General features: G+C 38.6%; 12 protein-coding genes. 10 read left to right on the top strand and 2 right to left on the bottom strand.

The genetic code is table 11. The annotated features are described in order from the left end of the window. Positions 1–2: 2 nt before the first annotated feature. The 10 genes from trmD (at position 3) to FGD67_RS08340 (ending at position 11,469) form a co-directional block, all read left to right on the top strand. A complete protein-coding gene (gene trmD, locus FGD67_RS08385) occupies positions 3–803 on the top strand; it encodes a tRNA (guanosine(37)-N1)-methyltransferase TrmD (RefSeq protein WP_257174584.1) in 801 nt (266 codons plus the stop codon). Between the two features lie 12 nt (positions 804–815). Further along, the gene (rplS, locus tag FGD67_RS08380) at positions 816–1,169 is read left to right on the top strand and encodes a 50S ribosomal protein L19 (RefSeq protein WP_077286256.1); all 354 of its coding nucleotides are present in this window, start codon (positions 816–818) and stop codon (positions 1,167–1,169) included. 279 nt (positions 1,170–1,448) lie between these two features. Further along, on the top strand, positions 1,449–2,036 hold the full coding sequence (locus tag FGD67_RS08375; RefSeq protein ID WP_257174583.1) for an ECF-type sigma factor: 588 nt from the start codon (positions 1,449–1,451) through the stop codon (positions 2,034–2,036). Next, entirely contained in the window at positions 2,033–2,356 is a 324-nt protein-coding gene (locus FGD67_RS08370; RefSeq protein ID WP_257174582.1) for a hypothetical protein, read from the top strand. The genes FGD67_RS08375 and FGD67_RS08370 overlap by 4 nt, the downstream gene beginning before the upstream one ends. Before the next feature lie 389 nt (positions 2,357–2,745). Next, complete coding sequence (locus tag FGD67_RS08365; RefSeq protein ID WP_257174581.1) at positions 2,746–4,482, top strand: serine/threonine-protein kinase; 1,737 nt, start codon at positions 2,746–2,748, stop codon at positions 4,480–4,482. 303 nt (positions 4,483–4,785) lie between these two features. Further along, positions 4,786–5,739, top strand: a complete 954-nt coding sequence (locus FGD67_RS08360; RefSeq protein ID WP_257174580.1) for a DUF2703 domain-containing protein — start codon at positions 4,786–4,788, stop codon at positions 5,737–5,739. Between the two features lie 693 nt (positions 5,740–6,432). After that, the gene (gene acs / locus FGD67_RS08355) at positions 6,433–8,376 is read left to right on the top strand and encodes an acetate--CoA ligase (protein WP_257174579.1); all 1,944 of its coding nucleotides are present in this window, start codon (positions 6,433–6,435) and stop codon (positions 8,374–8,376) included. 341 nt (positions 8,377–8,717) lie between these two features. Beyond that, a complete protein-coding gene (locus FGD67_RS08350) occupies positions 8,718–9,797 on the top strand; it encodes a 3-deoxy-7-phosphoheptulonate synthase (protein WP_257175092.1) in 1,080 nt (359 codons plus the stop codon). A gap of 20 nt (positions 9,798–9,817) precedes the next feature. Beyond that, on the top strand, positions 9,818–10,960 hold the full coding sequence (tyrA, locus tag FGD67_RS08345; RefSeq protein WP_257174578.1) for a bifunctional chorismate mutase/prephenate dehydrogenase: 1,143 nt from the start codon (positions 9,818–9,820) through the stop codon (positions 10,958–10,960). A 32-nt stretch (positions 10,961–10,992) separates the two neighbouring features. Next, the gene (locus FGD67_RS08340; RefSeq protein ID WP_257174577.1) at positions 10,993–11,469 is read left to right on the top strand and encodes a thioredoxin family protein; all 477 of its coding nucleotides are present in this window, start codon (positions 10,993–10,995) and stop codon (positions 11,467–11,469) included. Positions 11,470–11,571: 102 nt separating this feature from the next. Here the strand turns inward: FGD67_RS08340 and FGD67_RS08335 are convergent, their stop codons facing one another. After that, positions 11,572–12,267 (bottom strand): hypothetical protein, encoded by a 696-nt coding sequence (locus FGD67_RS08335; RefSeq protein ID WP_257174576.1) that lies wholly within the window; start codon positions 12,265–12,267, stop codon positions 11,572–11,574. A gap of 78 nt (positions 12,268–12,345) precedes the next feature. Next, complete coding sequence (locus tag FGD67_RS08330; RefSeq protein ID WP_257174575.1) at positions 12,346–14,544, bottom strand: adenosylcobalamin-dependent ribonucleoside-diphosphate reductase; 2,199 nt, start codon at positions 14,542–14,544, stop codon at positions 12,346–12,348. Between the last annotated feature and the right edge of the window lie 178 nt (positions 14,545–14,722).

The raw sequence follows: 14,722 nt of genomic DNA, 5'->3' as shown, positions 1-14,722 counted from the left end.
ACTTGAGTAACTGCAAATTATGGATTGGGGTGATCAGCCTTTTTCCGGAAATGTTTGATGCAATTACCGAGTACGGGGTGACTGGCCGAGCTATTCGTAAAGGTTTAATTGACTTTCATAAGTGGAATCCTAGAGATTTTACTCATGATAAACATCGCACCGTAGATGATCGCCCTTATGGCGGTGGTCCAGGGATGCTGATGATGGTTCAACCGTTACGAGATGCCATTATTGCTGCACGTGCTGTAGCTGAAGTTGATGGTAAAAAAGCTAAGGTTATATATTTGTCGCCGCAAGGACGAAAATTGGACCAAGCCGGTGTACGCGAATTAGCACAACATGACCGACTGATATTTATAGCGGGACGTTATGAAGGTATAGATGAGCGACTCATTGAATCTGAAATAGATGAAGAGTGGTCGGTCGGCGATTATGTTTTAAGTGGTGGGGAACTGCCTGCTATGAATGTAATTGATGCCGTAGCACGCTTTGTGCCTGGTGTATTAGGACATCAACAATCAGCCGAGCAGGATTCATTTTCTGACGGTTTATTGGATTGTCCTCATTATACTCGGCCAGAGGTAATGGATGTTTCGTTAACCGAAACAAAGCCCGTTCCCAAAGTGTTGTTAAGTGGTAATCACGAACACATTAGGCAATGGCGCCAATATCAGTCATTAGAACGAACATGGGCCAGAAGACCAGAACTATTAACTAACCTAGCTCTGACAGCGGAACAGCAAAAAATGTTAGTAGCCATTAAGGCTGATAACAAAAATACTGTTGATGACTGTGAACCCTAGGAAGAAGGTATTATGAGTAATATTATTAAGCAGCTTGAAGCTGAGCAAATGAAAAAAGATGTACCAGCGTATAGCCCAGGCGATACTGTTGTTGTACAAGTAAAAGTTACAGAAGGTGATAAATCACGTCTTCAAGCATTTGAAGGTGTTGTAATCGCAATTAAAAACCGCGGCATCAATTCTGCATTCACTGTTCGTAAAATTTCAAACGGTGTTGGTGTAGAGCGTGTATTCCAGACACATAGCCCAATCGTTGACTCAATTGAAGTCAAACGTCGCGGTGATGTACGTCAAGCTAAGCTTTACTATCTTCGTGAGCGTTCAGGTAAATCTGCACGTATCAAAGAGAAATTGGCAAAAAGATAATCCCTCTTTAGTAAGAGTTTTATCGCTTAATTTTTTAGTAAAGAAAGATGATGAAAAAAGCCTGAATAAGCAATTATTCAGGCTTTTTGTTTTCTATTGCTTTATGAAAAATAGTGACTCTTTACTTACGGGTTTAGGGCTGGAAAACGTAGCTGTGCATTTATTGACAATCATAGTATGTTTAAATCACAGGACTCTTTATCCACTCTTACCCTAAGTAAAGTATTGAATAAAGATGTAAAGTTGGTTTAAAGCCTTTACAAATAACGTTATGGAAGCATGATGAAACAAGATATCACTCAAGCTATCGTTGACTGGGCTGAAGGTAGCGCCCAATCACAAGAAAATCTATATGTACTTATTTATGATCATTTACGGAAATTAGCATCAAAGCAAAGATTGAAAGTGGCTGATAAGTTTGGTCAAAGTAGTATTGAGGAGCATATCAACTCCACTACAGCAATTGTGCATGAAGTCTATATAAAACTTGAGAGCAGTAATGGCGAGTACTTTCGTCATCGCAAAGAGTTTTTTATTATGGTTGCTCGTACCATTCATAATATTTTAGTCGATCAAGCGAGAAAAAATGCCGCGCAAAAACGGCAAGCGGAATTGACAACGTTTGATGATATAGGTGAAGAACTGGCTTTTGAATTTTCGGAACAAGATCAAAAAATGTTAGATTTAGGTAATGCACTACAACAAATGGAAGTTGAATATCCAAGGCAAGCACAAAGTATGCAGTTAAAATATTTTGGCGGTTTGCTGGTTAAAGAAATTTCCGATATTCTTGCGATTAGTACTTCCAGTGCAGAAAAAGATTTGGCCTTTGCTAAATCATGGCTTAAATTAAGGTTAACATCATGAAAACCTTAGTGCTATCAACTAAGTATCAGGGTTATAACTTAGCTTGTTATTGGCATTCGATAAGCAAAAGTGTTGAATTTTATGCCGTCAATAAACCGTTGAAGTTTCATACCGGCTTCGGTTTTTTAAGTCGTTTTAAAACGGCAAAAATCGGCACGAATTTATCGGTAGAAGTACATTTTAGAAAGCTTGTAAAAGAAAAAATTGCCATTATTATGCTGAAAGTAAAAGGAGTTATTTTAAAAGCACAGGCGATAGAAGTAACTACAGGGGAAAAAGTACCAATGTCCTCTATTACCTACCAGCAATTGACCAAATAACCCTCCATACAAAATAAACGGTAAAACCTATTAATTTTGCTTGTATAAACTTCGTCGGTAATGACTCAAGCTATTGGTGTTTTAACTGGAATTTAATTTTACTTGCGATTTATGGTGTTGAGGCACTATAACCGTGACAAGTTAATGATGTACTATGGGCGATATACACCATAGTTTCTGAAATTAATGGCTTAATATTTTATATTCGCATACTTGTTACCTAAGATGCTGCTTAGGCATATTAATACAACGCACTTGTTTAGCTTGCAAAGCTAATTAAACTCTTATATAAAACTATAGATAATAAACAAGTACTTGATAATAAAAATAAAATGTTAACTAATTTCATCCTTAATACAACTTGTTGTTATAAGCTAGCAGGTCAATAAATGGCCTCAACTGCCTTATTTGAGCATTTCTCATTGCTTATTGATTTACCCAAAAATCAACATGTGAGTTATTTCAATCAGCATATTAGTGACCCATCACAGGCAGAAGAGCTGAAAGCACTGCTTAATAACCATTTTAGCAATAGTGATAAAACACAATGGCATGAGCTCATTGCTCAACAAGCCCAAGATATCACCGGTGATGAACAGTTGGATGACTTACTTGGTAGCAACCTCGGCGTTTATACCTTAACGGAAGTTATTGGCGAAGGGGGCATGGGCATTGTATTTTTAGCTGAGCGTAATGATGGCATGATGCAGCAACAAGTCGCTATCAAGTTTTTGTTTCCGTCAATTGTTCATGTTGTGGGGTCAAAATTGGTTCATAACCAAGCCCAAATTTTAGCAAGACTGAATCACCCCAATATAACGCAAGTTTATGATGCAGGTACCAGCCCAACAGGACTACATTATGTCGTGATGGAGTACGTGGCTGGTCAGCCTATTGATCTGTATTGCCAACAGCAAAAGCTTAACTTTATAGAGCGAGTTCATTTGTTTTTAGACGTTTGTGATGCAATAACTAAGACTCATTTAATTAATATTGCTCATAGCGATATTAAACCGGGCAATGTGCTGGTTAACAAGGATGGTTTGGTAAAAATACTCGACTTTGATATTGCAAAAATGCTGCACAGTAATGAGCAAGAAGCTGAAGATGACAGTGTGAAACGTTATCTTCGTGCGCTGAGTCTTGCTTATGCGTCGCCTGAGCAATTAACTGGTCAGATGCTAACGTTAGCAACTGACCAATATTCGTTAGCGGTGCTATTTTATGTTTTGCTGAGTGAGCAGACTCCCTTTGATATCGAACGAAAAAATATCAATGAGTTAGTAGAAGATATTCAGTCAGGCCGAGCTAAAACATTGGTGATTAATCAAGATCATATCCAAATAACAATCGGCCAACATTGGGCTATGGTGAGCGATATGGCGAAAATAATCACCAAAGCCATGTCGGCAAATGTCAATGACCGTTACCCAACGGTTGCGGCTTTTAAATCAGACATTCATAAAACCCTAAAATATTTTCCTACTGAGGTAAATTATTCATTATGGCAGCGAGCTAAAAAGTGGTTAATACGAAAGCCTTTACTTGCGTTAGTGTATGCGGTGCTGATTATTGCAAGCCTGTCTTTTGCTGTGCAAAATGAAAATATTGAGCAAGAGCGTAATTTAGCCTTAATCGCTCAGCAATATGCTGAGCAGAAAACACAGCTTGCTGAACGAGATAAAATGCATGCAGTAGCGGTTGCTAGTCAATTAGCAAATATTTTAAAGCAAAAAAATACTAATCAAACTCAAGCTGAGCGGAGTGCTGTTAAGGCTATGCTTATGCAAGGTTATGAGAGCATCATGAACTCAAGCACGCTCAACAGCGTGGAAAAATTACACCTAGTACAAGTTATTGTTGAAAGTTATCTTAATCAAAAACAACACCAAGCAGCGATAACAGCACTCGAGAGAACACTCGATATATCTGAATTGCTGATGCAAGATATAGTGCAGCAATTACCATTATCACTTTTGTTGATCGAAACTTATTTACAGATAGAGCAAAGGCTTCGGGCAAGTACTTTTGTCGAACGATTGAAAAAAGCAATAAGCTCTCAAGGTCATAGTAGTGAAACTGAAAAGTTACTGTTATTGGCTGAAAGGGCTTTGTCGCAGGCTTGATAGCTTTTTTAATCGCTAAACAGTGCCGCTTATATTTCGGCTTTACATAGCCCTCTCCACTCATAGTACCTTTGTGGGCCTGTTTTTATACATCCATTTAAAGAACACCATTTAGGCTCTTTATTCAATTTCCTCCACATCTTTATAAAAAATCATTACGGTTTTTATCGTCAACTTCGTAGCTATAACGCTGCAGAGTAACGAGGTAAATTTACCTCAACAACACAGAGAATTGTCAGCATAAGGGCGACTCGAAAAGTGTCGATGTAGGTTAAACAAATCAAATAATAAATAGGATGTTAAATGGCTTTAATAAATTGTTGGGAATGTGACGCTACTATCAGTACAACAGCTGAGGCTTGTCCGAAATGCGGTGCACCATCAAAGCATGTAAATTCAGTTGCTCAAGACCTGCAGCCTGTAGTGCAAACTATCGGCATAGACCCAGAAGTGCACAAGGAAATGCTAGCTCAAGCGAGTATTACGGTAAAGCGTAAAAAACTGTTGAAAAATTTGCAGGACATTGTTGCCGGCACTGTCCATGAAAAGTTTTTGAATGCCAAAGGTAATGGGAAAAAGGTTTATGCGCAAATTCAATGGAAGCATTATTTTATTGATGATCATGAAAAAGATAAAACTACGCAAACACACGTAAGTAAAACAACCGGTTTTACTAATCGCGGTAACAGTTATGTAAAAGATGTCAACGTAAGTACGACGACAACACATTATGATTATGTTGATGTTATTGATACAAAAGATCATAAATCGACATACCGTTTAGTTGATTGCCAACTAGACAAATTAAAGGCCGGCCAAGTTATTTCCTTAGGATGGGTGAATAAATCGGAACAACCTTTAGTTGATGAGCAATGCTCCGAGGATTCTGGGCCGATAGGTCAAAGCTGGGGGGAAAACATTCAACCGTCAATTTTTGTCTCTCACCTTGACCCTAAAGGCGGTAGTGAAAGTAATTGGCAGGCGTTAGCATCTGAAGAATTTAATGATAGTTTTATCAGTAGTAGTATTGGTAAATGGCATTTACTTTGGCTGACTCCAGTAGTACTTAGTGTAGCTAATTTTCAAGAGGAACTGCTCATTAGCGGCTCTGTGATTGCTTTGTCGGCGATGATTGTCGTTAAAGTCGCGCGTAGTATCAAAGCCGGTAAACAATTTAAATTATTTAAAGAATGGTACCGAAATGAAGCCAGTCAAATGTTACATAAAGGCAATGATAGCTATGAGCGATTAAGGTAATTCGACCCGATACTATGAGAGCAAATAAAAGCCGTGCAGTTACCTATCATCTATTCACTTAGGGTAAATGGTAGGTCATGATGAAACAGAGCAATAGCCCCCTAAACATTGACGAAATATAAAAACTATTGAGCGCTTTAAAATGATGGCTTTATGGTTAGTAGCTAGCGATAGAAATTGATGTTGCTAATGTTATTTTTATTTATCAGCATTTGTTTTAGATAGTTGATTATATTTGTATTTTTAATTTTCTCTGGCTTTTTCAGACAAGCTTTCTTGCTTTCCAAAACTCATTGTCTTGCGCTAACAGCAGGAAAATCTTCTCTGTTAAATATTTTAGCTCCAAGCACTTTTATCTTACAACCTCTGACCTTTGCGTTTAATGCTTTCACTGCATGTATTCTAAAGTTATAAAAAATAATCTTAGCTTTATTTTACAATCACGGACAAGATTTTTAAGCTTCTGTTTTTATAATAATTATCACTCTTTTTAGCGCTATTTTATGCGCTTGCTGTGCCTTCATTTGATAGTGAAATATAAGGAATAATTACTTAATATTCGACTTTAGTGGTGTATTACAACACGAAAACTTAGGCTATGATGTTGGCAAGTTAAAATATAATGATAGTTGAATGAAGCCGTTACTTCGACATATCAGAAACCACTAGATATTAGAAAATGAAGGATTAAGCATGCAAGAACTTAAAAGCCGTTATCCCGTATTAGAGCAGGCAAAAGCTCACACCTATATTGATGCCGCAACTTATGATGCCATGTATCAACAATCAATCGAGCAACCTGAAGTTTTTTGGGCTGAACAAGCTGAAGAATTTCTTGATTGGTATAAACCTTGGGATAGTGTGACTGATGTCGACATGAAGTCTGCAGATATCAAATGGTTTTCTGGTGGTAAATTAAATGTTAGCTACAACTGTATTGATCGTCACTTAGTGACTAAAGCTAATGACACTGCCATTATCTGGGAAGGTGATGATCCCAGTGAAGATAAAAAAATTACTTATCAAGAGCTACACGATCATGTTTGTCGCTTTGCAAATTTATTAAAAGCACGTGGCGTAAAAAAAGGTGATCGTGTTTGTATTTATATGCCAATGATCCCTGAAATTGGTTATGCCATGTTAGCCTGTGCTCGCATAGGTGCGGTGCATTCGGTCGTTTTTGGTGGTTTCTCTACTGAAGCTATTCGTTCACGAATTATAGATGCTGACTGCCAAGTTGTGATCACCTCGGATGAAAGTCTTCGTGGTGGACGCGTTATTCCAATTAAATCTAATGTTGATGCTGCGATTGTTGATTGCCCAAATGTTCACTCGGTAATTGTTGTGGAAAGAACCGCGGGTGATATTGCTTGGAATGATAAAGTTGATGTCAATTATCAACAAGAAGTTGCTAAGCTTCCTGCCGCTTGTGACCCTGAAGTGATGGACGCTGAAGACCCATTATTTATTTTATATACCTCGGGTTCAACAGGCACACCTAAAGGTGTACTTCATACTTGTGGTGGCTATTTACTTTATGCTGCTATGACCCATAAATATGTCTTTGATTATAAAGATGGCGAAATTTATTGGTGTACAGCTGATGCCGGTTGGATCACTGGACACTCTTATATTTTTTACGGACCATTAGCCAATGGCGCGACCACCTTAGTTTTTGAAGGAGTGCCAACTTACCCAGATGCTGGCCGTTTTTGGGAAGTATGTGATAAGCATCAGGTTAATATTTTCTATACTGCCCCAACGGCTATTCGCGCATTAATGAGTGTTGGCGATAGCTTTGTTGAAAAAGCTGATTTATCGTCACTACGTATTTTAGGTACCGTTGGCGAGCCCATTAACCCTGAAGCATGGCATTGGTACTATGAAGTTGTGGGTAAAAATAATTGCCCTATCGTTGACACGTGGTGGCAAACTGAAACTGGTGGTATTTTAATAACTTCACTGCCCGGTGCTGTTGATATGAAACCAGGTGCTGCAGGTAAACCATTTTTCGGTGTTAAACCGGCACTGTTTGATAAAGACGGCAATACTCTAGAAGGCGAAAACCAAGGCTTGCTAATGATGACGGGCAGCTGGCCAGGCCAATTACGTAGTGTTTATGGCGATCACGAGCGCTTTTATCAAACCTATTTAAGTCAATACCCAGGAAATTACTTTACTGGTGATGGTGCAAAACGGGATGAAGATGGCTTTTACTGGATCACTGGCCGTGTTGATGATGTCTTAAATGTTTCTGGTCACCGACTAGGCACTGCAGAAATCGAAAGTGCACTTGTACTACATCCTGCAGTTGCTGAAGCGGCTGTTGTAGGTTACCCACATGAAATCAAAGGCCAAGGGGTATATGCCTATGTGACCTTGATGAGTAATGCAACAGAATCAGATGCCTTGTTAGCAGAGTTAACTGAATTTGTTGCCAAAGAGTTAGGTCGTTTTGCTAAGCCTGATTATATTCAATATGCTCCAGGCTTACCTAAAACACGTTCGGGTAAAATTATGCGCCGTATTTTACGTAAAATTGCTGAAAACGATCTTGATACCTTAGGTGATACATCAACGTTAGCTGAGCCTGCTGTTGTTGAGCACTTAGTTAGTAACCGGATTGTTCATAGTTAAATGATTAATAGATAATCTTTATTAATTATATTGAGATAAAAGCGCCAATAGGCGCTTTTTTTAACTAAAAAATTTATTAATAAGGCTGTACCTAAGTAAATTATAGTGTAATATAATCAATACAAATAAAGTAAACTTTAATTTACACCGAGATTTTCAATAAAATGTATAATCCGCACTATCGATATTATTACCTCCCATACTTTAGCTAGTCATACATCTAGCGTCATAGTTAATTGCTAAATTAACTAGAAATACTTTACTTAACCCTATATTTATTGCTCTATATTCAGGAAAGTCCTATGTCAGAATCTACTTCTACTACGTCTGCCGCAAGCACAATGCCGAAAAGCAGATTAAATGATATACATGTTAATGCCGAAGATGTCTTAATTACTCCTAATGCCTTACGAGAAGAGTTGCCACTGCCAGAAGCTGGTCGTGTGTTTGTTAAAAATGCTCGTCAAATCATTGCGAATATTATCCATAAACAAGATCATCGCTTATTAGTGATCACTGGGCCTTGTTCGGTGCATGATGTCGATGCGGCGAAAGCTTATGCCAGAAAACTAAAAGTACTACATGATAAATACCAAGATAGTTTATATATTGTTATGCGGGTTTACTTTGAAAAACCCCGTACAACCGTGGGCTGGAAAGGCTTAATTAATGATCCGCATATGGATGGTTCATTTGATGTTGAAAGTGGCCTGCGCAAAGCACGTGAATTATTAATTTACTTAACGGAATTAGGTTTACCTTTAGCTACCGAAGCGCTTGATCCTATTAGCCCACAATATTTAGCTGAGCTATTTAGTTGGTCTGCGATTGGCGCACGTACCACAGAATCGCAAACCCATCGTGAAATGGCCAGTGGTTTGTCTATGCCTATCGGCTTTAAAAATGGCACTAATGGTGGCCTTGGCGTGGCAATTAATGCTTTGCAGTCAGCAGCGCATTCGCACCGTTTTATGGGCATTAATCGTCAAGGACAAGTTGCACTAATTAAAACCTCAGGTAACCCCGACGGCCATGTTATTTTACGTGGTGGCAAACAACCGAATTATGATTCAGTGAATGTCCAGTTATGTGAGCAAGAGTTGGCTAAACAGGATTTAGAGCCAGGCATTGTGGTTGATTGTTCGCATGGCAATTCTAATAAAGATTACCGCCGTCAACCGTTAGTGGCAGAGAATGTTTTTAATCAAATTTGTGACGGCAATAAGTCGATCATTGGTATTATGTTAGAGAGTAATATCAATCCAGGTAATCAGAGTTCAGATCTACCATTTAAAGCACTTGAATACGGTGTCTCTGTTACTGATGCTTGCATTGATTTTACTACCACAGAACAGCTTATTTTAGGTGCTAGTACCAAGCTTGAAACCATTTTAAAGCAAAGAATTAATGCTACGAGTTAAAAAAGGATTAAAGGTTAGCAATGAGTAACACAGCTACATTTGAGCAGCAACTGACTGCACTGCGCGATGAAATTGATGATATCGATGGTCAACTGGTTGCGTTATTGGCTAAGCGACGCGCTGTAACGACAAAAGTTGGTTTATTAAAAAGTGAAGTCGGTATGCCTATTTTTGCTCCTGAACGTGAAGCGAGCTTATTAAAAGCTCGGCGCCAACAAGCGATAGCCGCCGGAATTTCTCCGGAATTAATCGAAGATATTTTGCGTCGCTTGATGCAAGACTCTTATATTAGCCAAGATGCCAGCGGCTATCGCTGTGTTAATCCGGATTGCAAAAAAATCGTTATTATTGGTGGTGATGGTCAATTAGGGCGAATTTTTGGCGACTTATTTACCCGCTCTCATTATCAAGTGCAAACTTTGGAACAAGCCGATTGGCCCAATAGTACTGACATTTTAGCGGATGCGAATTTAGTGATTGTAGCTGTGCCGATCAGATTGACCGCTATGATTATTCAAAAACTAAGTAGCTTGCCTGAAAGTTGTATTTTAGCGGATGTTACCAGTATTAAAGAAGCACCGCTGTACGAAATGATGAAAGTACATAATGGTCCTGTTATCGGTTTGCATCCTATGTTTGGTCCTGATGTTACCGGTTTAGTTAAACAAACCATTATTGCTTGTGAAGGGCGCTTGCCAGAACAATATCATTGGTTATTGGAGCAGTTTCAAGTTTGGGGAGCAAAAGTTTACCCAGTTGAAGCACACGCTCATGACCAAGCAATGTCGATGGTGCAAGTGATGCGACATTTTTCCACTATTGCTTATGGTTATCATTTAATGACTGAAGGCGCTGATATCGCACAATTAGTAGAGATGAGCTCGCCCATTTATCGTTTAGAGCTGATTATGGTCGGACGCTTATTTGCTCAAGATCCCGTGCTATACACAGATATTATTTTTGCCAACCAAGATAATATTGCTATGATGAAGCGCTTTGCCTATCGATTTTTAGAATTACTTGAAGATGTGCAGTTAGATGACAAACAAGCTTTTACCGCTATGTTTTCACAAGTTGCGGATTGGTTTGGAGATTATGCTAATATTTTCTTACAGGAAAGTAAGGCGATGTTGATAAAAGCCGATCAACTCAAGAAACATTAAATCGCAAGGCGACTATACCAACAAGGAATGAAATGAAAACAGTTTCCAGTATTTTACTAATTATCACGATTTTTTTTACCATAACCGCCTGCGCTAACGGTGATGTAGAAAAAAACACTATGGCCATTGGTGAGATTAGTCAACAGCAATTAATCCGTGATCATAACTCTTTTCAACAAAGTTATCAGGCCTTTGAATTATCTGAACGGGAAGTTACAGCGATTAAACGTTGGCCAAGTAATTTACATATAGATGTTTATTTTGGCTCTTGGTGTCATGATAGCCAACGTGAAGTCCCTCGGTTTTTGAAAGTATTGGCAGAAAATAACACACTTTCTTACCGCTTAATTGGCCTTGATTATGATAAATCAGAGCCGAATGGCTTAGCAAAAAGTCATGATATTCATTACACGCCAACTTTTATAGTTTATCAAAATAGTAAGGAATTAGGACGTATTATTGAGCGACCACAAGTGTCATTAACCGCTGATATATCGGCAATGTTATAGTTTCTTATTAAAAATCACCGAATAGCTTTAAAAGTCGCACAGCAATAATAGGCTATGCGACTTTTTTAATTTCGATAAACGCTAAAGGTGTATGGCTTTAGCTTAGCCACATTTTGAATCGCCACAGTTTAAACAGGTAGCGCAACCGTCAAGTAAAACCACCGATTTTTGGTGACACTTTTTACAGCTACTTGCGGTGGCTGGAAAATTAAGTTGATTTTCACCGTCAGTCTGGTTTGTATTCTCTGCCATAACGGCTTGCTGTTTTTGCTTTAAATAAGCTTGTTGGTGAGCATCTATTTCACTTTTAGGTAACATATCTAAGGTTTTTAAATGAGTTTCAATAACATGACCAATGTCAGCAACAACCGACGGCATAAAAATTCCTGTGCCAGGTTGATAGTAACCGCCTTTCGGATCAAATACAGCTTTGAGTTCTTCAACTAAAAATGTGCAATCACCGCCTTTACGAAATACTGCAGAAATCACCCGTGTCAAAGCAACCACCCATGAATAAAATTCCATATTTTTTGAATTAACAAATATTTCAAATGGCCGTCTAACTTCTTGCGCAGTCCCTTGGTTCAATAAAATGTCATTGACGGTGATATATAAGGCATGGTCTGAAATAGGTGGCTTTATTTTGTAGGTTGAACCGACTAACATTTCAGGTCGTTTGGTCTTCTCGGTTAAGTTTACCATTGCCTTATTTTTATCATTTTCTGTTGCTAACGTAACGTCTGTGTCAGGCAGCTTTACCTTGGCAGCGCAGATATTCTGTGTAATTTCTTTCATCATTATCACTCTGGTTATTATTTATACCCATGACACTGCAATAGGCAGAATTTCAGCTTGAAGTATTATGGGTATATAAGCTTAAAGTTTGCCGTAATAGCCTTCTTTTAAAGCATCATGTAAATTGGCTGCAGTATGAACTTCACCGTCGTAGCGGATTTCTTCATTACCTTTTGCTGTTATTTTTGCGCCATCAGCTAGGGTGAATTCATATTCGACTTTTTCTAGATCAGTTTCTTTCACGAGTACACCTTGATGAACTTCAGGATTAAATCGGAAGGTAGTACAACCTTTTAATCCTTTATCATAGGCATAGAGATAAATATTCTTAAACTGCTCGTAAGCAAAATCAGTTGGAATATTAATGGTTTTTGAAATTGAAGAGTCTATCCAATATTGGGCTGCTGCTTGAATATCAACATGCGCTTCTGGGCTAATGCTGTCACTCGCCGTGAAATAATTTGGTAGTTGCTCATCACCTTGAGTAGCATAGGCTTGTGCATTAGGGTTAATCATTGCTCGATAGGCTAAAAGTTCGTAGCTTGATACCGCTACGGATTCTTTCGACTTTTTACCTTGGCGAATAATATTTCGATGATATTCATGGGCAAAACTTGGCTCTATGCCGTTTGAAACATTATTACCTAAGCTGAGTGCGAGTGTGCCGGTTGGGGCAATAGAAGTATGGTGAGTAAAGCGTGCGCCTACTTCAGCAAGTTGTGCGATTAGTTCGGGCTGCTCCTGAGCAATTCTTTGCATATAACGACTATATTTAGCATGTAATACTGCTCCGGTAATACGATCGCCAACTTTAATACCATCTTTTATCATTTCGGGACGTTTATTCAGCATAGCTTGGTCAACGGTAAAGCTTTGTTTGAGGATCGGGGCAGGGCCTTTCTCTTTTGCAAGTTTAAGCGCTTCTTGCCAACCCGTAATGGCGAGAATTTTTGATACCTCTTCGGTAAATGCAACGGCTTCTGGGCTATTATAAGGTATTTTAAGTAAGGTTAAAGCTGAGCCTAACCCGAGATAACCCATGCCATGTCGGCGTTTGCTTTCAATCTCTAGTCGTTGCTCAGCCAGTGGCAAACCATTTATTTCTACAACATTATCTAGCATACGAGTAAATATGCGGATGACTTTTTTAAATTTCTGCCAATTAAATTCTGCCTTATTAGAAAATGCTTGCTCGACAAACTTCACTAAATTGATTGAACCAAGCAAACATGCTCCATGTGGTGGTAATATTTGTTCACCGCAAGGATTACTCGCACGCAGTTGTTCACAAAACCAGTTGTTATTCATCTCATTGGCATGGTCAATTAGGATAAAGCCGGGCTCAGCATAATCAAAAGTATTACTCATGATCATATCCCACAGACGTTGTGCTGGAATATGTTGATAAATTCGACAGGCAATTTGCCCTTGTTCGTTTAGAATGTAATCGTGCTGTTTAATAAAGTCGGCATGATAGTGATTTTCTTTAAAAAGCACGGTTGAGCTATCATTGAGCTCTATATTATCTGCGAGGACTTCTTTATAAGTTAATGGAAAGTTTAATGGCCAATCGCTATTATTTTTTACCGCACTGATAAAATCATCACTGATCAATAAAGATAAGTTAAATTGGCGTAAACGGCCATCTTCGCGTTTGGCGAGAATAAAGTCTTTGACATCAGGGTGAGAGATATCAAATACACCCATTTGAGCACCGCGCCTGCCGCCAGCTGAGCTTACGGTGAAACACATTTTGTCGTATATATCCATAAACGACAAAGGACCGGATGTTGTTGCACCAGCACCTGCGACATAAGCGCCACTAGGTCTTAAAGTCGAGAATTCATACCCGATACCACAACCGGCTTTTAGCGTTAAACCCGCCTGATGTACTTGTTGTAAAATACCAGTCATTGAATCTTCGATGGTGCCCGATACCGTACAATTGATGGTAGATGTTGCGGGTTTAAATTTTGCTGCACCGGCATTAGAAATAATACGACCTGCTGGGTAAGCGCCAGATTGCATAGCCCAAAGAAATTTTTCTTGCCATTGTGTTTGATCTTTAACTTCGATATCAGCTAAAGCTTTGGCAATGCGTATGAATGTTTCATTTACGCAGGCTTCTTGGTTGTTACCGTGTTTATCTTTTAGTCGATACTTTTTATCCCATATATCGAGTGAAGCCGCTTGTAGTTCAGGTTGTTTGTCAGCTTTATCTTGTGATGAATTTGCTTTAGCTGCAATTTTTTTATCGCTATCAGTTTTAGGTACAATCATGGCTAATAATTTTTATTATCGAGTTACTTGGTTTATTTATGATAAATAAAATTATGTTACGCACAAGTTAGAAATACATATATGTGCATCTTGATCAATGTTTAGCACAATATGTAGTGTTTTTGTATTTTATAACTTGTAAGTGATCTTGATCAAATACAGTGACTAAAATTGCTTC

Source organism: Colwellia sp. M166 (genome assembly GCF_024585285.1).
Taxonomy (GTDB): domain Bacteria; phylum Pseudomonadota; class Gammaproteobacteria; order Enterobacterales; family Alteromonadaceae; genus Cognaticolwellia.
Note: the sequence above shows the minus strand (reverse complement) of the source record. Positions and strands in the feature narration are given on the sequence as shown.